Origin of the sequence: Streptomyces celluloflavus, from assembly GCA_000720995.1 — a bacterium.
In the GTDB taxonomy this organism is placed as follows: domain Bacteria; phylum Actinomycetota; class Actinomycetes; order Streptomycetales; family Streptomycetaceae; genus Streptomyces; species Streptomyces celluloflavus.
Map to the genome: position 1 here is coordinate 1 of JOEL01000011.1, position 20,408 is coordinate 20,408.

The window sequence follows — 20,408 nt, forward strand, 5'->3', positions numbered from 1 at the left end:
CTCAAACCTGATGGCTGGGCGATGGGAGCCGTGTGAGCCGAGAGGTTCCCGCACGGTTCTGAGAGCGGCGGCGGGTGAGATTCCCGCCGCCGACTCACCTCATGCGAGTTTATGCCTTTATGTGCTATGGCTTTGTGTAAGCCGAGCGGTGGTTTTTTCCAGCGGTGCGGGAGGCAATCGGCGGGCGGCGGGCCGTTCTGCGCGGTGGGGCGCCGTTCAGTCTGTCGTTCGCCCTCGGAGCCCCGACAAGTTAAGGCGTCGTCCGTGTCGTCCGACCTCCGCGCCCTACACCTGGACGCAGCGCCACCACTGCCTCTTGTCCGTATCGCGTACGACCACGCCGAGCTTGCCCAGCTCCGCACGAAGCTCCGCGATGCTCTTCTCGTCGCCCTTCTCCAGCGCCGTGGCCCGCGCCTTGAAGATCGCGTTGCTGCCGGAGGGAAGGCCGGGCATGTCCTCCACCCACCGCCGGTATTCGTTCTTGTACGGATCGCCGTTCGGCAGCCACGGATATCCGTGTGCCTGGAAGCCGGCCGCGATCGATTTTGCCGAGGGCAGGTCCGCGCCCTCGTTCTTGCTCTCCACGGCCAGTTCCTGGCCCTTTCCGCCGAGCAGCACCAAGCGCTTGCTGTCGACGAACACCGCACGGATCGCGGACCGGGGCACCGTCTGGCTGGAGTCACCGCGAGCCAAGGTGACCTGATCGTCCTCGATGGTGACGGTCACATACTCGTGCTCGGCCAGGAATACGATCACGACCCCGGCCAAGGCGCCCACCACCAGGCTTCCGATCGTCACCGCCGGCTCAGGGGCGTTGTTGATGAGCTTCATCGGGCCCTCCCACGGCTTCCAGGGCCATGAAGCTGCCCAGTTGACCAGCAGCTTCAAGAGCCAGCCGGCCAGCGCTCCCAGGGCCGGAAATCCGATCGCCACCAGTATGCGGTCCGACCAGGTATGGCAAATTACGGTCGCCGCATACTTCCGCGATGATGATTTTCCCGTGCCGGGCAACTTAACCCGCCCTTTCCTTCGTAAGAGATCAAGAGATCAAGAGATCAAGAGATCAAGAAATCAAGAGATCAATGGGGTCGATGAATCGAGTAAATGAATTGCGCGATGTGTGGTCGTGGCGTCATTGGTTGGCGGGCGCGGTATGGGTGGTGGTCTGCGCGGTAATCGGGAGGCGGATGCCGTCGTCGGCGTGGCGTGGCGCAGCGCCGTGCTGTGACCGGGCAGGTGCCGGGCCTGTCCTCCCGGTACGCGGCGTACTCCGCGTGTCCCGCCGCGATGTGGCGACGGTGGTCGTCGCCTGTGGTGCCGCTCGATCCGGCCGGCCGGGCGAGCTGCCGTGGCTGGTGACGGCCGTACCGGGCCCGCCGTGGATCGCGCACCGTGCCGAAGGTGCTGGGCGTCGACGTCTTCCCCTGTCGCTCGCTGCGGGTGGCGCTACGGCGCCGTGCTGAGCGGCCGTGACCGCTTCGACGACGTCGGCGGAGCGGTCGGACGGGCGGGTTGCGCCTGGCGGCCGGTCGGCCGGACCTGCTGACCGGTCATCCGAGGCAGGCCCGCCGCCGTGTGCGGTTCGCCGCGGCCCGCTGTTCTCTCTCCGCGCGGACCACCGCCTGCACCGGCACCCGGGTCGAAATCTCCAACATGGTGCAACGGTAACACGATCAAATCTAATGCGATAGTTGTCATTTCGATAGGTTGGTTGGGAGGGGGAGGCGTGCGGGCGCTGGTGGAGGCGGTGGTCCGCTGCGCTGCGTGGAGGTGGTGCGGCTGCTGGTCGGCCCAGGTGGGCGGATCGCCCGCCGGAACGCGTACGACCTCAAGGAGTGCGACTTCAAGGAGCGCCACCTCGGGGAGAAGCGGGTGACGATTGCGGGCGGTGGGTGCGCGGCCGCCGAGCTGGGTCCTCGTCCGCCCGACCGGTGGGACGAGGTCGTACGGTTCAGCCGGAACGAGGTCGTACGGACCGGTCGGGCCGAGGCCGGTTTGCGCGGCTCTGTCCTGGGACGGGCCGGGCGTCAACGGCGCATCCGGCGACTGGCTGGGCCAGGGCATATGAGACCGGGGCGGAGCATGCGGGGGCCGGGCCGGGCCGGGCCGACGAGACGCCGACAGCGCCGCCTCGCCCGGGGCGAGACGGCGCTGCGCGATTTACCTTCTGCGTTCGGCGGAAGCGGCCCACCCGTGCACCGGCGTCGAAAGCGAAGTGTGTCCGGCTCTCCGGGGTTCGCGAAACGCGGGTCGGGGTGCGGTGCCGCCCTCGGGGGAAGCACCGTGGGTCCTCAGGAGGTGCGGTGGACCTTGGAGTTGGACGCCTGGGCGCGCGGGCGGACCACCAGGAGGTCGATGTTGACATGCGAGGGGCGGCTCACGGCCCAGGCGATCGTGTCGGCGACATCGTCCGCGTTCAGGGGCTCGGCGACGCCCTCGTAGACCTTGGCGGCCTTGGCCGTGTCGCCGCGGAAACGGGTGGTGGCGAACTCCTCGGTCTTGACCATGCCGGGGGCGATCTCTATGACGCGTACGGGCTGTCCGCACAGCTCCAGGCGGAGCGTTTCGGCGATGACATGCGCGCCGTGCTTGGCGGCGACATAACCGCCGCCGCCCTCGTAGGTGGCCAGGCCCGCGGTGGACGACAGGACGACGACGGTGCCGTCGCCGGAGGCGGTCAGCGCGGGCAGCAGTGCCTGGGTGATGTGGAGCACGCCGAGGACATTGACCTCGTACATCGCGCGCCAGTCGGCGGGGTCACCGGTCGCGACCGACTCCGCGCCGAGCGCGCCGCCGGCGTTGTTGACCAGGACGTCGCAATGGTCGAGGGAGGCCGCGAAGGCATTCACGGCGGCGCGGTCGGTGACATCGAGCGCGTATGCCTCCGCGTGCGGCAACTCGGCGGCCAGCGCCTCGATGCGCTCCTTGCGGCGGGCGGTCAGCACGACGCGGTAGCCGGCCGAGGCCAGCTGCCGCGCGGTCGCGGCGCCGATGCCGCTGCTGGCTCCGGTGACGACGGCGGTACGGGCATCGGCGGTCATGGCGCTCTCCTCGGGCCTGTGGCGGATGTGGGGGTGTGATGTGTGTATAGGCGTGCGGCGTGTGGGCGCGTAGCGGTGCGTATGGCGGTATGCCGCGGGCCTGCGCCGCGGTGGTGCGCGGCCAGGATATGCAGGCGTGGTCAGCGGCCTCGCGGCGCGTACATGATCACTGCCATACCGGCCAGGCAGATGAGCGCGCCGATGACGTCCCAGCGGTCGGGGCGGTAGCCGTCCGCGACCATTCCCCAGGCCAGTGATCCGGCGACGAAGACTCCGCCGTACGCGGCGAGGATGCGGCCGAATTCGGCGTCCGGCTGGAGGGTGGCGACGAAGCCGTACACGCCCAGGGCGAGCACGCCGGCGCCGATCCAGACCCAGCCCTTGTGTTCGCGGACCCCCTGCCAGACCAGCCAGGCGCCGCCGATCTCGAAGAGGGCGGCGACAACGAAGAGGACGACGGAACGGGCGATCAGCATGCGGGACAGCGTAGGCAGGGGCAGGGGGAGCTGGCGCAGAGGGAGTCGGGAGACGGGAGGTGGAGGACGGGGCGTCGGCCATCGGATGTCGGGCGATCGGCGCTGTGCGGACGGGCGGTGCGGTGCGCACGGTATGCGGGCGGCGGAAGGGGCGGAACCGGTGTTCATCGGCCACCGGCGCCGCCGTCTCACCGATCCGCAGGTATATCCGCCGCACGTTCCCGCGAGGGGGGAGCGCCGGGCGAGCCCGCGAGGACGGGACTTTCGGACCCGGAGTCTGCACCGGACCCGGAGTCTGCACCGGCCCTGGCCCCGGACCCGGCCCTGGCTCCGGTGCTGGCCCTGGCCTCGGACCCGGCCCCGGTAGCCGTGGCGTCAGCGGGCTCGGCACCGCTGACCGTCGCGTCGGCGCCCGCGTTTCCGGTGGTCGTGGTGGTGTCAGCGGCTGGAGGGCGGGTGGCCGTGGCGTCAGCGGCCGTGGCGCCGGTCGCGGTGGGTCCGGTGGGCGGGTTGTCGGCGTCCGCGGTACGGGTCTCGTCCGCGGTGCCGGTCCAGTGGGTGAGGGCGGTGCGCAGTGCGGCGGCGCGTTCGGCCGGGGTGGTCGAGTCGGTGGCCCAGGCGATATAGCCGTCGGGCCGTACGAGCAGTGCGGTGCGTCGGCCGCTGTCCCAGGAGGCGCGGATGACGCGGTCGTCCGTGGGCTGTTGGGGCGCGGGTTCGTCGGCGGGGGTGATGAGGACGAAGGCGCCGCGGCGCAGGAGTTCGTAGAGGCGGCTGCCGTCGGCCAGGCGGAGGTCGGGAGCGCGGCGGCCGGTGAGGGGGTGGGCGCCGGGGGCGGCGGAGTAGGCGATGCCGATGCCGGAGACCATACGGAGCGCCCGTTGGGCCAGCGGTCCCACGTGGCTGACGAGTCGGAGGGCCACGGCGCCGAGAACACGCTGCGGCCGGGCGTGCAGTAGGCCGAACCGGGTGAGGGCGCCGCTGGTGCGCAGCACCATCTTGCCCACCGGGTGGCGCTCGGACTGGTAGCTGTCCAGCAGGCTGTCGGGGGCCCGGCCGCGCAGGACCGCGGCCAGTTTCCAGCTGAGGTTGGCGGCGTCCTGGAGGCCGGTGTTCATGCCCTGGCCGCCGGCGGGGGAGTGCACATGGGCGGCGTCCCCGGCGAGGAAGACGCGCCCCACGCGGTACTCGGGGACCTGGCGTTCGTCGCTGTGGAAGCGGGAGATCCAGCGGGCGTCGTGCATGCCGTAGTCGCTGCTGAGGGCGAGGCGGGCGCATTCGCGGAGCTCGTCGAGACCGGCGGGGGCATCGGTGGGTTCCTGGCGGCGCCGGTTCCAGCCCATGACGCGGTACCAGCCGTCGCCGAACGAGCCGATCAGGAGGAGGGCGTCCCTGCCGAAGCTGACGGTGAAGGGGAAGGGCGGCTCCTGGGCCAGCCGGACATCGGCGAGGATCATGGAGCGGATGATGGTCTGGCCCGGGAAGGGCAGGCCGAGGGACTCGCGGACGGTGCTGCGCACGCCGTCGGTCCCCACGACGTACCCGGCACGGAGGGTGCGGGTGCCGTCGGCGTCCTGGACGCGGACCGTCACGCCGTCGGCGTCCTGGTCGAGGCCGAGCACCTTGGTGCCGCACCGGAAGACGACCCCGGCCTGCCGGGCCCGCCGCTCCAGCAGCCGCTCCACCTTGAACTGCGGGGTGACCAGCACGAATGGGAAGCGGGACCGGAGCCCGGTCAGATCGAGCCGGAAGCCCCCGAAGAGCTGCAAACGGCCGAGCGGATGGCCGCCCGCGATGAGCTCGTCGGCCAGGCCGCGGGCGTCCAGCTGCTCCAGGGAGCGGGCGTGCACGACCAGGGCGCGGCTGAGATTGCTGGTGGTGTCGGGGCGGCGCTCCAGGAGAGTGACGCCGAGGCCGGCCGCCGCGAGGTCGCCGGCGAGCAGCAGACCGGTCGGGCCGGCGCCGACGACGATGACCTCCGTCGCCGGGGTGGTGGTGCTGGTCTTGTGGTGCAGGGCCTCCATGGCTGCCTCCAGTGCCAACATAACGCTTGATGCCAACATGTGTTGGTCAACGCTTGTTGGCAAGCGTAGATCTGCCGATCCTGGCGTGTCAACACTCGTTGGCCTACAGTTGTTGACATGGCCGAACACGCTCCTCCCGCCACCGCTGACACCTCCAGCGCTGACACCCCCGCCGCCGCCGACGCGGGCTCCGCCACTGACGCCGGCTCCCCCGCAGCCGCCCGCGAGGCGGCCGCCCGTGGCGTGTCCGCCCGCGACGTGGCCGCGGCCGAGGCTGTCGCGCGCCCGCGCCGCTCCGACGCGACCCGGGCCGCGATCCTGGCGGCCGCCCGGGACCGCTTCGCCGCCGACGGCTACGAGCGCGCCACCATCCGCGCCATCGCCCGGGACGCGGACATCGACCCGTCGATGGTGATGCGCTACTACGGCAACAAGGAGGGCCTCTTCGCGGCCGCCTCCGAGATCGATCTGCGCCTCCCCGACCTCACGGGCGTACCGCACGACGAATGGGGCGCCCGGCTCGTACGCCACTTCCTGGAGCGCTGGGAGTCCGACGATGTGCTGACCGGCGTGGTGCGCGTCGGCGTCACCAACGAGGCGGGCGCGGAGCGTATGCGCGGGGTGTTCGCCGACCAGTTGAGCCCGGTTCTGGCCGCCGTCTGCCCGGTGCCCGAGGAGGCGCCGACCCGCGCCGTGCTGATCTCCGCGCAGATCATGGGCATGGCGCTCTGCCGCTACATCCTGCACATCCCGCCGGCCGTCGGCCTCAGCCGGGACGAACTGGTCGCCTGGCTGGCACCTACGGTCCAGCGCTACCTCACGGCCGAACGCCCCTGAGACGGCGGCACCCGCGCCGCCACCCGCGCCACATGCCCGGCGAAGACCCGCCGGGCCTCCGGTGTCAGCGTCGTCCGGGCGACCCCCGGTCCGGCGCGGGGGACGCGTTCCCACCCGGAGCATCGGACGGCATGTCGGACGGTGTGCCGGACGAGTCGCCGGTCGGGGCATCGGACATGGCCCGATCCTGCCCGCGCCGCCACCCGTTCGTGCCTAGGGTGCAATACGGCCGGGGCGACGGCGGAGGCCGGTGCCCGAGGAGACGGTGGACGAGGCGGAGGCGGCCCGCGGATGGACGAGCACCCCAGAACACCCGAGCGGCTTCCCGAGGCGCTGATCGACTTCTACGGACTGGTGCCGCTGCCCCGTGAGGGCGGGCTGTACCGGCGTACCTGGGCCGGTCCCGAGCGCCCCGACGGGCGCCCCGAGGGGTCGGCGATCGTCCTGCTGCTGACCGCCGGGCGCGGTGGCGGCTCCGCCCTGCACCGGCTGCCAACCGATGAGATCTGGCACTTCTACCGCGGCGATCCGCTCACCCTCCTCCTGCTGACCGAGGGCGGGGGAGAGGGAGACGGGAGGGAGAAGGGGGAAGGCGTGCGTGACGACCTGAGCGGCGCGGGCAACGGCCACGGCCCCGGCGGCACGGCCCGTACCGTCACCCTCGGGCCGGACATTCTGGGCGGCCAGCACGTCCAGTTCACGGTGCCGGCCGGTACCTGGATGGGCGCCGAGGTCGCCGAGGGCGGCTCCTGGGCGCTCCTGGGCTGCACGATGGCGCCCGGCTTCACCTTCGAGGACTACGAGCACGGGGACGGCGCCGAACTGGCCGCGCGCTTTCCCCAGGAGGCGGCGCGGATCACCGCGCTGGCACACCCATGACCGACAACCGCGACGATCACCCCGCAAGCCCCGCAAGCCCCGCAAGCCCCGCAAGCCCCGGCACCACAGGCCACCCGGACCGCTCCGACCCCGCCGACCACTCCCACCGCCCCGGCCCCCAGCTCCCGGACCTCACCGGTCAGGTGGTCCTCGTCACGGGGGCGAGCGGCGGTATCGGGCGGGGGATCGCGCTGCGGTTCGCCGCCGCCGGGGCCGCCGTCGTCGCGCACTTCCACACCCGGGCGGACGCCGCGTGGGCGCTCGTCGCGGAGATCCAGGAGGGCGGGGGCAGCGCGCTGGCGCTGGGCGCCGATCTGGCCGTCGAGGCGGAGTGCCACCGGCTGGTGCGCGAGGCGGCCGGCTGGCGGGGCCGGCTGACGGCGCTGGTGAACAACGCGGGTGTGCAGCCGACCCAGGAACTGGCGGCGATGTCGCTCGCCGACTGGCGGGCCGTGGCGGACCCCGATGTGCACAGCGTCTTCGCCTGCACCCAGGCCGCGGCGGTGGTGATGCGGGAGGGCGGCGGCGGGTCGGTCACCCATATCGCCTCCATCGAGGCGGCCCACCCGGCGCCGCACCACGCCCACTACTGCGCGGCGAAGGCGGCGGTGGTGATGCACGCGCGGTCGGCGGCCCTGGAGTACGGGGCGTACGGCATCCGGGTCAACAGCGTCTCGCCGGGGCTGATCGCGCGCCCCGGTCTGGAGGAGGCGTGGCCGGAGGGGGTGCGCCGCTGGCGGGCGGCGTCGCCCACCGGGCGGTTGGGGCGGCCCGAGGACATCGGCGACGCCTGTGTCTTTCTCGCCTCGCCGATGGCCTCGTGGATCACCGGGCAGGACCTCGTCGTCGACGGCGGGGTCTCGGCCCGGCCGACGTGGTGAACGGCGTGCGCCCGGAGAGCGCGGCCGCCACGGCGCTGCCCGGCGGTGCCGTCGCGCCGGGCGGGGCCGTGGCGGGGGAGGCTGTGGTCAGGGCCACACCAGGCAGTACGCCTGATGTCCCGCGTCGTGCAGCCGGTGGCTGAAGTCCTGCCAGGCGTGCAGCAGCTGGTAGACGGCGAAGGCGTCGCGGGGGCCGCCGCGGTCCGGGACGGTGGACCAGATGAAGGCGGCCGCGCCGACCGATTCCTCGCCGACGCCGCGCAGCGGGTCGACCACCGTCATGGGCAGTTTGACGACGGCGTAGTCGGGGTGCAGGACGACCAGTTCGAGCGGGGGAACCTTATGGAGCGGTATGCCCTCTATGCCGGTGAGGACCATGGCGGCCATCGTCTCCGGCTTGATCTTCGTGAACATGCCGCCCATGCCGAGTTCGTCGCCGCCGAGCTCCTCGGGGCGCATCGAGATCGGCACCCGGGCCGCCGTGGCGCCGTTCATCGCGCCGAAGTACTTGTACGTCACCCCCATGCGGCCGCCCCTGCGTTCCCCGCCGTCGATGTCCTCGCGCCGGTGACGGCCGCGCTGGGCGCGCTCGGGACCCAGGTCATCGGTCCCCTCGCCGAGTTCGCCACCGCGATGCATATCTCCACCCGAACCACTCGCAGCCACCGCCGCGCAACCTGATCATCGTCCCAGAGACCTCCCCCGTCACCGGCGGGTGAAACGCCCGGCCGCACGCTCCCGTGCGCCTCTGAGACCATTGGTTACGTGACTTATTCGTACGCCGCCCCAGTTTTGCAGACGCGCAGGGGCTGAGGCCCGGTCGAGAGCGACAGGAATCAAAAAGGGACCGAGATGGGACCAAGCGGTGCCCCCGGATGGTCCCGCCGGGAGATTCCCGCTCGTTTCAGCGTCGTTGTCAGCCGGGTTGTGTCCATGTGCCGCCGCCCTCCCTCCGTCTACGCAGGTCAGGATCACAGTGCCTTTTCCGTATGAAGCCCCTGTTTCCCAGTCGCTCTTCGACCGCGCGTCCGTGGTGACGCCCGGTGGCGTGAACTCCCCGGTGCGGGCGTTCCGTGCCGTGGGCGGTACGCCCCGGTTCATGGTGTCCGGTAGGGGGCCGTACCTCACCGACGCCGACGGCCGCGAGTATGTCGACCTCGTGTGCTCGTGGGGGCCGATGATTCTCGGCCACTCGCACCCCGCGGTGCTCGCGGCGGTCCAAGAGGCGGTCGGCCACGGTACGTCCTTCGGTACGCCCGGTGTGGGCGAGGTCGAGCTGGCCGAGGAGATCGTGGCGCGGATCGCGCCGGTCGAGCAGGTGCGGCTGGTCTCCAGCGGTACCGAGGCGACGATGTCGGCGATCCGGCTGGCGCGCGGGTTCACCGGCCGGGCGAAGGTGATCAAGTTCGCGGGCTGCTACCACGGGCATGTGGACGCGCTGCTGGCCGCGGCGGGCTCCGGTGTGGCGACCTTCGGGCTGCCGGACACCCCGGGCGTGACCGGTGCGCAGGCCGGCGACACGATCGTGCTGCCGTACAACGACATCGAGGCGGTGCGGGCCGCGTTCGCCGCGCACCCGGGCGAGATCGCCTGTGTGATCACCGAGGCGTCGCCGGGCAACATGGGCGTGGTGCCGCCGCTGCCCGGCTTCAACCAGGGGCTCAAGGACGTCTGCGCGGCGAACGGCGCGCTGTACATCTCCGACGAGGTCATGACGGGCTTCCGGGTCAGCAAGGCCGGCTGGTACGGGATCGACGGCGTCCGCCCCGACCTGATGACCTTCGGGAAGGTCATGGGCGGCGGCTTCCCGGCGGCGGCGTTCGGCGGCCGCGCCGACGTCATGGCGCATCTCGCGCCGGCCGGCCCGGTCTACCAGGCGGGCACCCTGTCGGGGAACCCGATCGCCACCGCCGCGGGCGTCGCGCAGCTGCGGCTGCTGGACGACGCCGCGTACGAGACGGTCGACGCGGTCTCGGCGGAGGTGCGGGGGCTGGTCGCCGCGGCGCTGACGGAGGCGGGCGTCGCGCACCGGGTGCAGGTCGCGGGCAACATGTTCTCGGTCTTCTTCACGGACGCCGAGGTGACCGACTACGACGCGGCAAAGGCGCAGGAGTCGTTCCGTTTCACCGCCTTCTTCCACTCGATGCTGGCGCAGGGCGTCTATCTCCCGCCGTCCGCCTTCGAGTCGTGGTTCGTCTCGACCGCGCACGACGCCGCGGCGATCGAGCGGATCGCCGCCGCGCTGCCGGCCGCGGCGCGGGCCGCCGCCGCGGCGACCGCCTGACGGGACGCGGGCCGACACGCCGGGGCGACCGGCCGGGGCGGACCGTGCCACGGCCCGGCGCTCCGGCCGCCGGCCCCGCGAACCGGCGGCCCCGCGGCCGGCAGCCCGGCGACAGACCCAAGACGACTGAATGAATGGGTGACATGAGCAGCGAAGACATCACCGTGGTGCATCTGATGCGGCACGGCGAGGTGCACAATCCCGACGGTGTCCTCTACGGGCGCCGGCCCGGGTATCACCTCTCCGACCTGGGCCGGAAGATGGCCGACCGGGTCGCGGAGCATCTCGCGGAGCGGGACATCACGCATGTCGTCGCCTCGCCGCTGGAGCGTGCCCAGGAGACGGCGACGCCGATCGCGGGTGCGCACGGACTGGCGCTGTCCACCGACGAGCGGCTGATCGAGGCGGCCAACGTCTTCGAGGGGAAGACCTTCGGGGTGGGCGACGGTGCGCTGAAGAAGCCCGCCAACTGGAAGTACCTGACGAATCCGTTCCGGCCCTCCTGGGGCGAGCCGTACATCGAGCAGGTCGTGCGGATGATGGCGGCGCTCGGTGCGGCGCGGGACGCGGCGCGCGGGCACGAGGCGGTGGCGGTCAGCCATCAGCTGCCGATCTGGATCGTGCGCAGCTTCGCCGAGCGGCGCCGGCTCTGGCACGACCCGCGCAAGCGGCAGTGCACGCTCGCCTCGCTGACGTCGTTCACTTTCCACGGCGACAGGATCATCTCGGTCGGTTATACGGAACCGGCACGTGATCTTGTGCCGTCTCATCTGCTGGCGGGCGCCAAGCCGGTCAAGGGGAAGGCCAAGGCGTTCGGGGCCTGATCGCCCATCAGTTGGCGCTATGTCAATAGTGAGAAGAATAAGAGATTTGAGCGAATAATCCGGAACCTCCGCCCCCGACATGCCCTCTTCTCGGTTGTCCGTTTATATGGATATTGAGCTTGGTGAGCACGGAGGGCGAGGGTCATGCGCGCGATCAGTCGGCGGAGCCTGCTGGGGATGGGAGTGGGGGCGGCCGCGGCGCTGGGTGTCGCGGGCTGCTCCACCGGCTCCGACACCGAGGCGGACAAGCAGCGGGTGAAGGACTCGGTCAAGGCCCGGTCGAAACTCATCGGCGACGGCTCGACCGCCGACTCCGGAGCGCAGCCCAACCAGCCGGACAAGCCCCAGCGGCTGGAGCCCGGCCAGACCCCGCCGCAGTTCGTGGTCTTCTCCTGGGACGGCGCGGGAGAGGTCGGCAACGGCCTCTTCCCCCGGTTCCTCAAGCTCGCCAAGGACCACGGCGCGGCCATGACCTTCTTCCTCTCCGGGCTGTACCTCCTGCCCGAGTCGAAGAAGCACCTCTACCGCCCGCCGAACAACCGGCCCGGCGCCTCCGACATCGGCTATCTCACCGATGACCACATCAAGGAGACGCTGAAGAACGTCCGCGCGGCATGGCTGGACGGCCATGAGGTCGGCACGCACTTCAACGGCCACTTCTGCTCGGGCGCCGGCACGGTCAAGCACTGGACGCCGCAGCAGTGGCAGTCCGAGATCGACCAGGCGATGGACTTCGTCACCAAGTGGCGTACGAACACCGGCTTCACCGACATGGAGCCGCTGCCCTTCGACTACCAGAAGGAGCTGACCGGCGGCCGTACCCCCTGCCTGCTGGGCCAGGAGAACCTGCTGCCGACGGCCAAGCGGCTCGGCTGGCGCTACGACGCCAGCTCGCCCGGCGGCCTCCAGATGTGGCCCAGGAAGAAGATGGGTGTCTGGGACTTCCCGCTCCAGCAGATCCCGTTCCCCGGTCACCGGTTCGAGGTCCTGTCGATGGACTACAACATCCTCGCCAACCAGTCGAAGAACACCACGAAGGCGCCGCCGGCCAACTACCCGGGCTGGCGCAAGCAGGCTACCGACGCGTACATCTCCGGCTTCCAGCGGGCCTACGAGACCAACCGCGCGCCGTTCTTCATCGGCAACCACTTCGAGCAGTGGAACGGCGGTATCTACATGGACGCCGTCGCCGAGGCGCTCAAGCACATAGCGAACGAGCAGCACAAGGACGTCCGCCTGGTGTCCTTCCGCCAGTTCACCGACTGGCTCGACGCACAGGACCCCGCGGTGCTCAGCAAGCTCCAGCGGGTAGGTGTCGGGCAGCAGCCGAGGGGCGGCTGGAAGTCGTTCATGACCGCTGCCTGAGGCCGTCCCACCGCCCCTGACATGCCGCTTTGTCCGGGGCGGGGCGGGGCGAGGGGGGCGCGGAAAATCACGAAACGGCCCATGCGAAACTTTTCACATGAGTGCCTGCCGCGCCCCACGCCGCCTCAACCGCCGCCGCGTCACCCTGCTCGCCGCGGGGGCCGCGGCCGCGTCGCTGACCCTGAGCGCCTGTGGGGAAGGCGCCTCCGGCGGTTCCGCGCAGACCCAGTTCGTCCAGGGCAAGGACGGTATCGACACGGTCGCCAAGGCGGAGCGGAAACCGGTGCCCGAGCTCTCCGGTGAGACCACCACCGGCAAGAAACTGGCCGTCGCCGACTACAAGGGCAAGGTCGTCATCCTCAACATCTGGGGATCGTGGTGCGGGCCGTGCATCGGCGAGGCGCCGAACTTCGCCAAGGTCGCGAACGAGACCAAGGACAAGGGCGTCCAGTTCATCGGGATCAACACCCGGGACGCCGAGAAGTCGCAGGCCGTCACCTTCGAGGAAGAGCACAAGGTGCCCTATCCGAGTCTCTTCGACCCGGCGGGCAAACTGATGCTGCGCTTCCCCAAGGGCAGCCTGAACCCGCAGTCCATCCCCACCACCATCGCCGTCGACCGCCAGGGCAGGATCGCCGCCCGCTCGATCGGCCCGCTCACGGAAGACGATCTGCGCAAGATGGTCACTCCGCTGATCGCCGAGAAGTGATCGCGTGATGCTGCTCGCCGCCGCGCAGAACCAGACCATCCTGACCGGAGCCCTGCTGGCCGCCGTGCCCGTCGCCCTCCTCGGCGGCCTGGTCTCCTTCTTCTCCCCCTGCGTCCTGCCGCTGGTCCCCGGCTATATGTCGTACGTCACCGGCGTCACCGGCACCGACCTCGCCGACGCCAAACGCGGCCGGATGCTGGCCGGTGCCTCGCTCTTCGTCCTCGGCTTCACCGCCGTCTTCGTCTCCGGCGGCGCCCTCTTCGGGTACTTCGGGTCCGTCCTCCAGAGCCACAAGGACCTCATCTCGCGGATCCTGGGCGTCCTGATGATCCTGCTCGGGCTGGCGTTCGCGGGCGTCCTCAAACGCTTCGGCCAGCGCGAGCTGCGCTTCCACAAGAAGCCCGCCATGGGGCTGCTCGGCGCGCCGGTGATCGGGGTGCTCTTCGGCGTCGGCTGGACGCCCTGCCTGGGCCCCACCCTCACCGCCGTCAACACCCTCTCGCTCTACGAGGCGAGCGCCTGGCGCGGCGCCCTGCTGACCGTCGTCTACTGCCTGGGCCTGGGCCTGCCGTTCATCGTCGTCGCGCTGGCCTTCCGCCGGGCGCTCGGCGCGTTCGGCTGGGTCAAGCGGCACTACGTGTGGGTGCTGCGGACCGGCGGCGGCATGATGGTCGCGCTCGGCATCCTCCTCGTCACCGGCGTCTGGGACACCATGATGTCCGAGGTCCAGAGCTGGACACAGAGCTTCACCGTTGGGATCTGATCGATGTCCACGAAGACCGACACCCCCCGCGACCCGGGCGCGGACCCGGGCACCGGCGCGCAGACCACCCCGGGCGCGGACCTCGGCGCGGCCGGCTCCCGGCTCTCCACCGCCCCCGGGGAAGAGATCTCCTTCCCCTCGCTCGGGCCGGTCGGCTGGGCGCGGTGGTTCTGGCGGCAGCTCACCTCGATGCGGGTGGCGCTGCTGCTGCTCTTCCTGCTGTCGATCGGCGCGATCCCCGGCTCGCTGATCCCGCAGACCAGCGTCGACCCCGTCAAGGTCGAAGACTTCATGACCGGGCACCCCACCCTCGGGGGGATCTACGACAAGCTGGGGATGTTCCACGTCTACAGCTCGGTGTGGTTCTCGGCGATCTACCTGCTGCTGTTCATCTCCCTCATCGGCTGCATCCTGCCGCGCAGCTGGCAGTTCGTGGGGCAGCTGCGCAGCCGGCCGCCGGGCGCGCCGCGCCGGCTGACCCGGCTGCCCGCGTACACCACCTGGCGGACGGACGCGGAGCCCGAGGCGGTGCTCGCGGCGGCGCAGCGGGTGCTGAAGAAGCGGCGGTTCCGGGCCCACCGGGACGGCACCGCGGTCGCTTCCGAGAAGGGCTATCTGCGCGAGGCCGGCAACCTCGTCTTCCATATCGCGCTGATCGTGATGCTGGTGGCGTTCGCCGTCGGCAGCCTGTGGAAGTCCGAGGGCGGCAAGCTGCTGACCGAGGGCGACGGCGGCTTCGCCAACAGCCTCACCCAGTACGACGACTTCAAGTCCGGCCCGTTCTTCGACACCGGCGCGATGGAGCCGTTCGGCTTCTCGCTCGACAAGTTCGACGCGACGTACGAGCGGACCGGGCCGCAGAAGGCCACCCCGCGCACCTTCCGTGCCCACATCACGTACTTCACCGGCGCGGACGGCGCACCGCACAAGACCGCGATCGACGTGAACGAGCCGCTCGACGTCGAGGGCTCCAAGGTCTTCCTGCTCTCGCACGGCTACGCGCCGGTGGTCAGCGTCAAGGACGGCCGCGGCAAGGTCGTCTACGAGGGCGCGGTGCCGTTCCTGCCGCAGGACGCCAAGAACCTCACCTCGACCGGTGTGGTGAAGGTGCCCGGCGCGCAGACCAAGGACGGCAAGCCCAATCAGCTCGGCTTCCAGGGCTTCTTCGTGCCGACGTTCGGCGGCAAGGGCTCCGGTTCGATGTTCTCGCAGTTCCCGGCGCTGGACTATCCGGTGCTGACGCTCACCGCCTACCACGGTGACCTGGGCGTTTCCTCCGGACTGCCGCAGAGCGTCTACAAGCTGGAGCGCAAGAACCTCAAGCAGTACGTCGACGGCGGCAAGAAGGTCGCCAAGATGATGCTGCCCGGCGAGACGATGACGCTGCCCGGGGGCGACGGCAGCATCACGTTCAAGGGCATCAAGAACTGGGCCAGCTTCAAGGTCACCCACCAGCCCGGCAACGGTCTCGCGCTGACCGGCGCGGTCGCCGCCCTGCTCGGCCTGGCGGGCTCGCTGTTCATCCAGCGCCGCCGGGTGTGGGTGCGCGCCGAGCGGGTCGAGGAGAACGGCGTCGGCGTCACCGTCGTCGAGATCGCCGGTCTCGGCCGCAGCGAGTCGCCCCGTCTGGGCGAGGAACTCGCCGATATCGCCGTGGCGCTGGGGCCGGACGCCCCGCCCGCCGCGGATCCGGACCCCGGAGCGGCACCGGAGCCCGGCCCCGAAGACTCCGCGGAGCCCACCGACTCCGCCGATCCTGCTGATCCCTCCGAAGGAGCGCGCGCGTGAATATCGCTGCCGCAGCCAACGAGACGCTGGCACACAACAGCAATGTGCTCGTCTATTCGGCGATGGCCGTCTACACCCTGGCCTTCCTCGCCTACATGGCCGAATGGGTGTTCGGCTCCCGCAGCAAGGTCGGACGCACCGCGGCCGCGCTGACCAGCGAGGTACGGACCCCCGCCGCGGCCGCCACCCGGGTGGAGCGCAAGGGCGGCACGGCTGTCCTGGAGCGCCCGGAGGTCGTCACCAAGGCCGCCCCCGGCAGCCGCGACGTCCCCGACGGGCCGGGCGCCGCGGGCGGTACCGAGAAGGGCGACCTCTACGGACGGATCGCCGTCTCGCTGACCGTCCTGGCCTGGGCGCTGCACGTCGGCGGGGTCGTCACCCGCGCCCTGTCCGTGGAGCGTGCCCCCTGGGGCAACATGTACGAGTTCTCCACGACCTTCGCCGCGGTCGCCGTCACCGCGTACCTGGTCCTGCTCGTGCTCAAGAAGAAGGTCCGCTGGCTGGGCCTGCCGCTGATCACCACGGTCCTGCTCGACCTCGGGCTCGCGGTCAGCGTGCTCTACACCGCCAGTGACCAGCTGGTGCCGGCGCTGCACTCGTACTGGCTGTGGATCCACGTCAGCTGCGCGATCATCTCCGGCGCGGTCCTCTACCTGGGCGCCGTCTCGACGCTGCTCTTCCTCTTCCGCGACCGCTACGAGGCCAAGCGCGCCGACCCGGCGGGCAAGCAGCCCGGTGCCTTCGCCACCTCGGTCATGGAGCGGCTGCCCTCGGCCGCCTCGCTCGACAAGTTCGCGTACCGCATCAACGCCACCGTCTTCCCGCTGTGGACGTTCACCATCATCGCGGGCGCCATCTGGGCCGAGGCCGCCTGGGGCCGCTACTGGGGCTGGGACCCCAAGGAGGTCTGGTCCTTCATCACCTGGGTCGCCTACGCCTGCTACCTGCACGCCCGCGCCACGGCCGGCTGGAAGGGCCGCAAGGCCGCCTGGCTCGGCCTGATCGCGTTCGCCTGCTACCTCTTCAACTACTACGGCGTGAACATCTTCGTCACGGGACTGCACTCCTACGCCGGAGTCTGAGCTGCGCCCACCGGTGCCGTACGCGATCGTGGCCTCATGGAGAGCCCGATCCCGTACGGCACCGTCGTCTCCGCCGGCGGGGACAGCCACGTCCTCACCTTCACGCTGCGTTTCCCGCAGCCGGTGGAGGAGGTCTGGGCCGCGGTCGCCGGCCCGGACGGCCTGCGCACCTGGCTGGCCGCCGCCGACCCCTTCGTCCAGCGCGAGGGCGGCGCGATCACGCTGCGCTGGCTGAACGGCGACGAGTACGGGGCCGCCACCGTCGCGTCCGGCCAGGTCACCTGCTGGGGCCCGGCCCGGCTGGCGGAGTACACCGTCGACGTGCACGGACGGATCCGCTTCGAGCTCCGGGCCGACCCGGATCACGCCACCGGCACCCTGCTGCTCTTCACCAACGAGCTGACCGTCCCGGACAGCGCCGTGCTGGGGCGGCTGGCCGGCTGGCACCAGCACTTCGAGTTCCTGGCCGAGGCGCTGGCCGGCCGCCCGGTCGACTGGAGCACGTGGACCCTGGACCGCTGGCGCGCGCTGTACGGGGCGTACGAGCGCGCGCTCTGAGCGGTCCGCGGGGCGCGGTCAGCGCCGTTTGCGCCCGCCGCTCTCCTGGTGCGGCTCCTGCTGGCCCTTGCCCGGCAGCGTCGGCTTGGGCAGATGCGCCACCTCCCATTTGGCCTCGGCCAGCTTCTTGGCGGTGTCGCGCGGCAGCCGCGGCGGCCGGTTCGCGGGCCGGCCGAAGCCGAACGCCGAGGTGAGATCGCCGAAGGTCTCCCGCCGCCAGTCGGTGATGTTGGGCTCCTCGACACCCGTCCAGTGCTCCAGGAACTGGAGCACCGAGGTGTGGTCGAAGGCGTCACCCGCGGCCCAGCCGCCCACCGTCCAGGGCGAGATGATCATGCAGGGGACGCGGAAGCCGCCGCCGATCGGCAGCCCCTTGACGAACTCGCCCTTCGTCCCCGGCGGCGGGGTGGGCGGCGGCACATGGTCGAAGAGGCCGTCGTTCTCGTCGTAGTTGAGGATGAACGCGGTCTTGCGCCAGAGCTTCGGGTTGGCGGCGATCGCCTCGATCTTGCGCGCGACGAAGTCGGCGCCGGCGGCCGGCAGATAGTCCGGGTGCTCGGACTGGGTGCTGGTGGGGATCAGCCAGGAGACGGCCGGCAGCCGGTCGTTGCGGGCGTCGTCCTCGAAGGCGCCCGCGGGCCGCCGGCGCATCCCGCGCTCGTACAGCGGGCTGCCCGGCTTCGCGTTCTTGAACTGTGCGAACTCCTCCAGCAGATTGCAGCCGTAGTTGTCCTCCTCCTGGTACACCTGCCAGCTGATGCCCGCCTTCTGGAGCCGCTCGGCGTAGGTCGTCCAGCGGTACGGCGAGGGCGCGGTGTTGTTGAGGACCGGGCCGCCGTGGGTGCCGCCCGGGTCGATGGTGCCGGTCATCCAGTAGAGGCGGTTGGGCCAGGTCGGGCCGAAGACGGAGCAGAAGTAGTTGTCGCAGAGGGTGAAGGACTCGGCCAGCGCGAACTGGAACGGGATGTCCTGACGGGTGTGGTAGCCCATCACGTACGGGCCGTTCACACCGTCGGCCTTGCGGTGCGCGGGCAGCCAGCGGTCCATCTTGCCGCCGTTCCACGCCTCGTGCTGGACGGACCAGGCGTGGCTGGTGGACGGGATGGCCTGGGCGCTGGAGGTGTGCGTGTTGAGCCGGAACGGCAGCAGGTAGCCGTCCGGGTTCTCGGCGTCCGGCTGGTGGAAGACGGAGCGCCCGTTGGGCAGCGTGAGCGCGTCCGGGTCGGCGAAGCCGCGGACGCCGCTCAGGGTGCCGAAGTAGTGGTCGAACGAGCGGTTCTCCTGCATGAGCAGGACGACGTGCTCGATGTCGTGCAGCCCGCCGTGCCGGGGCGGGCCGGCCGCGACGGCCTTTTGGACGCTGGGCGGCAGCAGCGACAGCGCGGCGGCGCCGCCGACCGCACCGGCCGCGGAGCCGAGAAGTCTGCGTCGGGTCATATCGGGCATGGATGCCACTCGCTTTCCCTGAGTCGCCGGAGCCCTCGGTGGGCGGGTCCGACTCTGGCGGTGGCGGAGTGTCCCAGGCAGGGGGAGGTTCCTGAACGAAGCGTCAATTGGCCGTTAACAGTCGCGAGTTGGCTGATCATGACTACGCCCCGTACGCCGTACGCCGCAGCGCGTGGCGGACCGCGCGCACACCCCGCTACGCCCTCATGGCGGTTTGTCAGGACACCGGACTGACCACCGGAAACTCCTGGCCGCCGAGGGGGTCGCGCACGGGGGGCGGGGTGCGACTGGCGTGGGTGTCTGCTTGCTGCGGGGTGGGAGGCGGCTCTCGGGTGTCGGTGGTGCCCTCTGTGTGCGGTGGCGGGCGTCCGTTTGTTGGCGTAGGGGCGGGACGGTTGATTGCCCGCGAGCGGGTGAGGCTTTCCGTCGCTTCTGGGTAGCGTCGCCTTGATGTCCACCGCTGGTGGCCGGCTGTCTCGGCGGTCCGGGCTGCCACGTTGGCGAGTTCCAGGGGAGTTGGTTCGGGCATGCCGTCTGATGCCGCACGGGGCGTGGCGGAGAGGTTCACGCCGGAGGGTGCCGCGCGGGTGATGGCGGCAGCGTGCCGCCGCGTGGGCCTCGACGCTGACGATGCGTGCTTGATCCGATTGGGAGAGAACGCGCTGTTCAGGCTGGCGGCGCAGCCTGTGGTGGTGCGGATCGCAAGATCGACCGAGTACCTGCCCGCTGTACGGGGTGAGGTGGAGGTGTCGCGCTGGCTGGGGCACGAGGGGTTTCCTGCGGCGCGGATCGTCGATGACCTGGAGCAGCCTCTGATCATCGATGGCCACCCGGTCACGTTCTGGCACCTGATCGTGGAAGGCGATCGGAAGGCGACGTACGGGGAACTGGGCTCTGTTCTCCGGGACCTGCACTCACTGGGCGTGCCGGCATCGCTGAGGCTGCCTCCCTTCTCCGGCCTGGACCGGACGGAGCAGCGGATCGCTGCGGCCACGGGCATACCCGAGGACGACCGCGCATTCCTGCGCAAGCGCGCGCATGAGCTGCAGGTCCGTGTCTCCGCGCTTCGGTTCGCAGCCAAGAAGGGGCCTGTGCATGGGGATGCCCACGTACAGAACCTCATGGTGGATCGGAATGGTCAGGTGATCCTGATCGACCTGGAAAGGTTCAGCCATGACTTTCCGGAATGGGATCTCATGGTGACGGCGACAGAACACCACAGCTTGGGATGGCAGACCTCGGCGGAGTACGGGGACTTCGTCAGCTCCTACGGCCGGGATCTCCGGGCCTGGTCCGGGTTCTCCACGCTGCGAGCGGTTCAGGAATTCAACATGACGACATGGCTGATGCAGAACGCTTCCGAAAGCCCGGAGACAGCGGCGGAGTACGCGCGGCGTATCGCCTCGCTCCGGGACGAGAACGCGCCGCGCGACTGGAACCCCGGCTGAGCC

Annotated in this window: 18 protein-coding genes; 12 read left to right on the plus strand and 6 right to left on the minus strand. The window is 70.8% G+C overall.

The genetic code is table 11. The annotated features are described in order from the left end of the window. Nucleotides 1-285: 285 nt before the first annotated feature. The 4 genes from IH09_RS11805 to IH09_RS11820 all read right to left on the minus strand — a co-directional run bounded on the left by IH09_RS11805 (nucleotide 286) and on the right by IH09_RS11820 (nucleotide 5,541). Complete coding sequence (locus tag IH09_RS11805; protein ID WP_446750523.1) at nucleotides 286-1,011, minus strand: YqeB family protein; 726 nt, start codon at nucleotides 1,009-1,011, stop codon at nucleotides 286-288. 1,280 nt (nucleotides 1,012-2,291) lie between these two features. Next, nucleotides 2,292-3,041, minus strand: a complete 750-nt coding sequence (locus IH09_RS11810) for an SDR family oxidoreductase (RefSeq protein WP_052856137.1) — start codon at nucleotides 3,039-3,041, stop codon at nucleotides 2,292-2,294. Between the two features lie 140 nt (nucleotides 3,042-3,181). Next, on the minus strand, nucleotides 3,182-3,517 hold the full coding sequence (locus IH09_RS11815) for a YnfA family protein (RefSeq protein WP_052856138.1): 336 nt from the start codon (nucleotides 3,515-3,517) through the stop codon (nucleotides 3,182-3,184). Between the two features lie 188 nt (nucleotides 3,518-3,705). After that, nucleotides 3,706-5,541 (minus strand): FAD-dependent monooxygenase, encoded by a 1,836-nt coding sequence (locus IH09_RS11820; protein WP_110952231.1) that lies wholly within the window; start codon nucleotides 5,539-5,541, stop codon nucleotides 3,706-3,708. 117 nt (nucleotides 5,542-5,658) lie between these two features. On the opposite strand from IH09_RS11820, the gene IH09_RS11825 reads away from it, so the two are divergent. From IH09_RS11825 to IH09_RS11835, 3 genes are all read left to right on the plus strand, one after another. Then, nucleotides 5,659-6,378 (plus strand): TetR/AcrR family transcriptional regulator, encoded by a 720-nt coding sequence (locus tag IH09_RS11825; protein WP_110952232.1) that lies wholly within the window; start codon nucleotides 5,659-5,661, stop codon nucleotides 6,376-6,378. A gap of 291 nt (nucleotides 6,379-6,669) precedes the next feature. After that, nucleotides 6,670-7,257 carry a cupin domain-containing protein gene (locus IH09_RS11830; RefSeq protein WP_052856139.1) on the plus strand — a complete coding sequence of 196 codons (588 nt, stop codon included), beginning with the start codon at nucleotides 6,670-6,672 and terminating at the stop codon, nucleotides 7,255-7,257. Next, complete coding sequence (locus tag IH09_RS11835) at nucleotides 7,254-8,138, plus strand: SDR family NAD(P)-dependent oxidoreductase (RefSeq protein ID WP_110952233.1); 885 nt, start codon at nucleotides 7,254-7,256, stop codon at nucleotides 8,136-8,138. Before IH09_RS11830 ends, IH09_RS11835 begins: the two co-directional genes overlap by 4 nt. Nucleotides 8,139-8,225: 87 nt before the next feature. On the opposite strand, the gene IH09_RS11840 is transcribed toward IH09_RS11835, so the two are convergent. Continuing rightward, on the minus strand, nucleotides 8,226-8,777 hold the full coding sequence (locus IH09_RS11840; protein WP_094791169.1) for a hypothetical protein: 552 nt from the start codon (nucleotides 8,775-8,777) through the stop codon (nucleotides 8,226-8,228). A 337-nt stretch (nucleotides 8,778-9,114) separates the two neighbouring features. Here IH09_RS11840 and hemL point away from each other — a divergent pair, with 337 nt between their 5' ends. The 8 genes from hemL to IH09_RS11880 all read left to right on the plus strand — a co-directional run bounded on the left by hemL (nucleotide 9,115) and on the right by IH09_RS11880 (nucleotide 17,511). Then, nucleotides 9,115-10,422, plus strand: coding sequence for a glutamate-1-semialdehyde 2,1-aminomutase (gene hemL / locus IH09_RS11845; RefSeq protein ID WP_190233265.1), 1,308 nt, complete (start codon nucleotides 9,115-9,117; stop codon nucleotides 10,420-10,422). Between the two features lie 143 nt (nucleotides 10,423-10,565). Next, nucleotides 10,566-11,246, plus strand: a complete 681-nt coding sequence (locus IH09_RS11850) for a histidine phosphatase family protein (protein WP_052856141.1) — start codon at nucleotides 10,566-10,568, stop codon at nucleotides 11,244-11,246. 144 nt (nucleotides 11,247-11,390) lie between these two features. Continuing rightward, the gene (locus IH09_RS11855) at nucleotides 11,391-12,611 is read left to right on the plus strand and encodes a polysaccharide deacetylase family protein (protein WP_052856142.1); all 1,221 of its coding nucleotides are present in this window, start codon (nucleotides 11,391-11,393) and stop codon (nucleotides 12,609-12,611) included. 97 nt (nucleotides 12,612-12,708) lie between these two features. Then, a complete protein-coding gene (locus tag IH09_RS11860; protein ID WP_052856143.1) occupies nucleotides 12,709-13,320 on the plus strand; it encodes a TlpA family protein disulfide reductase in 612 nt (203 codons plus the stop codon). Between the two features lie 7 nt (nucleotides 13,321-13,327). Continuing rightward, complete coding sequence (locus IH09_RS11865; RefSeq protein ID WP_052856144.1) at nucleotides 13,328-14,083, plus strand: cytochrome c biogenesis CcdA family protein; 756 nt, start codon at nucleotides 13,328-13,330, stop codon at nucleotides 14,081-14,083. Nucleotides 14,084-14,086: 3 nt separating this feature from the next. Then, nucleotides 14,087-15,871: a cytochrome c biogenesis protein ResB gene (gene resB / locus IH09_RS11870; protein ID WP_052856145.1), complete on the plus strand. Its 1,785-nt coding sequence runs from the start codon at nucleotides 14,087-14,089 to the stop codon at nucleotides 15,869-15,871. Beyond that, nucleotides 15,868-16,953 (plus strand): c-type cytochrome biogenesis protein CcsB, encoded by a 1,086-nt coding sequence (gene ccsB / locus IH09_RS11875; RefSeq protein WP_052856146.1) that lies wholly within the window; start codon nucleotides 15,868-15,870, stop codon nucleotides 16,951-16,953. Before resB ends, ccsB begins: the two co-directional genes overlap by 4 nt. A gap of 36 nt (nucleotides 16,954-16,989) precedes the next feature. Further along, a complete protein-coding gene (locus IH09_RS11880; protein WP_052856147.1) occupies nucleotides 16,990-17,511 on the plus strand; it encodes an SRPBCC domain-containing protein in 522 nt (173 codons plus the stop codon). Between the two features lie 18 nt (nucleotides 17,512-17,529). On the opposite strand, the gene IH09_RS11885 is transcribed toward IH09_RS11880, so the two are convergent. Further along, a complete protein-coding gene (locus tag IH09_RS11885) occupies nucleotides 17,530-18,957 on the minus strand; it encodes an alkaline phosphatase family protein (RefSeq protein ID WP_052856148.1) in 1,428 nt (475 codons plus the stop codon). A 527-nt stretch (nucleotides 18,958-19,484) separates the two neighbouring features. On the opposite strand from IH09_RS11885, the gene IH09_RS11890 reads away from it, so the two are divergent. Further along, nucleotides 19,485-20,405: a phosphotransferase enzyme family protein gene (locus IH09_RS11890; RefSeq protein ID WP_052856149.1), complete on the plus strand. Its 921-nt coding sequence runs from the start codon at nucleotides 19,485-19,487 to the stop codon at nucleotides 20,403-20,405. Nucleotides 20,406-20,408: the final 3 nt, after the last annotated feature.

Bases quoted from the DNA above. Each gene is read 5' to 3' on its own strand.
- IH09_RS11810 (WP_052856137.1), bottom strand. From the start codon at position 3,041: ATGACCGCCGATGCCCGTACCGCCGTCGTCACCGGAGCCAGCAGCGGC.
- IH09_RS11815 (WP_052856138.1), bottom strand. From the start codon at position 3,517: ATGCTGATCGCCCGTTCCGTCGTCCTCTTCGTTGTCGCCGCCCTCTTC.
- IH09_RS11820 (WP_110952231.1), bottom strand. From the start codon at position 5,541: ATGGAGGCCCTGCACCACAAGACCAGCACCACCACCCCGGCGACGGAG.
- IH09_RS11825 (WP_110952232.1), top strand. From the start codon at position 5,659: ATGGCCGAACACGCTCCTCCCGCCACCGCTGACACCTCCAGCGCTGAC.
- IH09_RS11830 (WP_052856139.1), top strand. From the start codon at position 6,670: ATGGACGAGCACCCCAGAACACCCGAGCGGCTTCCCGAGGCGCTGATC.
- IH09_RS11835 (WP_110952233.1), top strand. From the start codon at position 7,254: ATGACCGACAACCGCGACGATCACCCCGCAAGCCCCGCAAGCCCCGCA.
- IH09_RS11840 (WP_094791169.1), bottom strand. From the start codon at position 8,777: ATGCATCGCGGTGGCGAACTCGGCGAGGGGACCGATGACCTGGGTCCC.
- IH09_RS11850 (WP_052856141.1), top strand. From the start codon at position 10,566: ATGAGCAGCGAAGACATCACCGTGGTGCATCTGATGCGGCACGGCGAG.
- IH09_RS11855 (WP_052856142.1), top strand. From the start codon at position 11,391: ATGCGCGCGATCAGTCGGCGGAGCCTGCTGGGGATGGGAGTGGGGGCG.
- IH09_RS11860 (WP_052856143.1), top strand. From the start codon at position 12,709: ATGAGTGCCTGCCGCGCCCCACGCCGCCTCAACCGCCGCCGCGTCACC.
- IH09_RS11865 (WP_052856144.1), top strand. From the start codon at position 13,328: ATGCTGCTCGCCGCCGCGCAGAACCAGACCATCCTGACCGGAGCCCTG.
- resB (WP_052856145.1), top strand. From the start codon at position 14,087: ATGTCCACGAAGACCGACACCCCCCGCGACCCGGGCGCGGACCCGGGC.
- IH09_RS11880 (WP_052856147.1), top strand. From the start codon at position 16,990: ATGGAGAGCCCGATCCCGTACGGCACCGTCGTCTCCGCCGGCGGGGAC.
- IH09_RS11885 (WP_052856148.1), bottom strand. From the start codon at position 18,957: ATGCCCGATATGACCCGACGCAGACTTCTCGGCTCCGCGGCCGGTGCG.
- IH09_RS11890 (WP_052856149.1), top strand. From the start codon at position 19,485: ATGCCGTCTGATGCCGCACGGGGCGTGGCGGAGAGGTTCACGCCGGAG.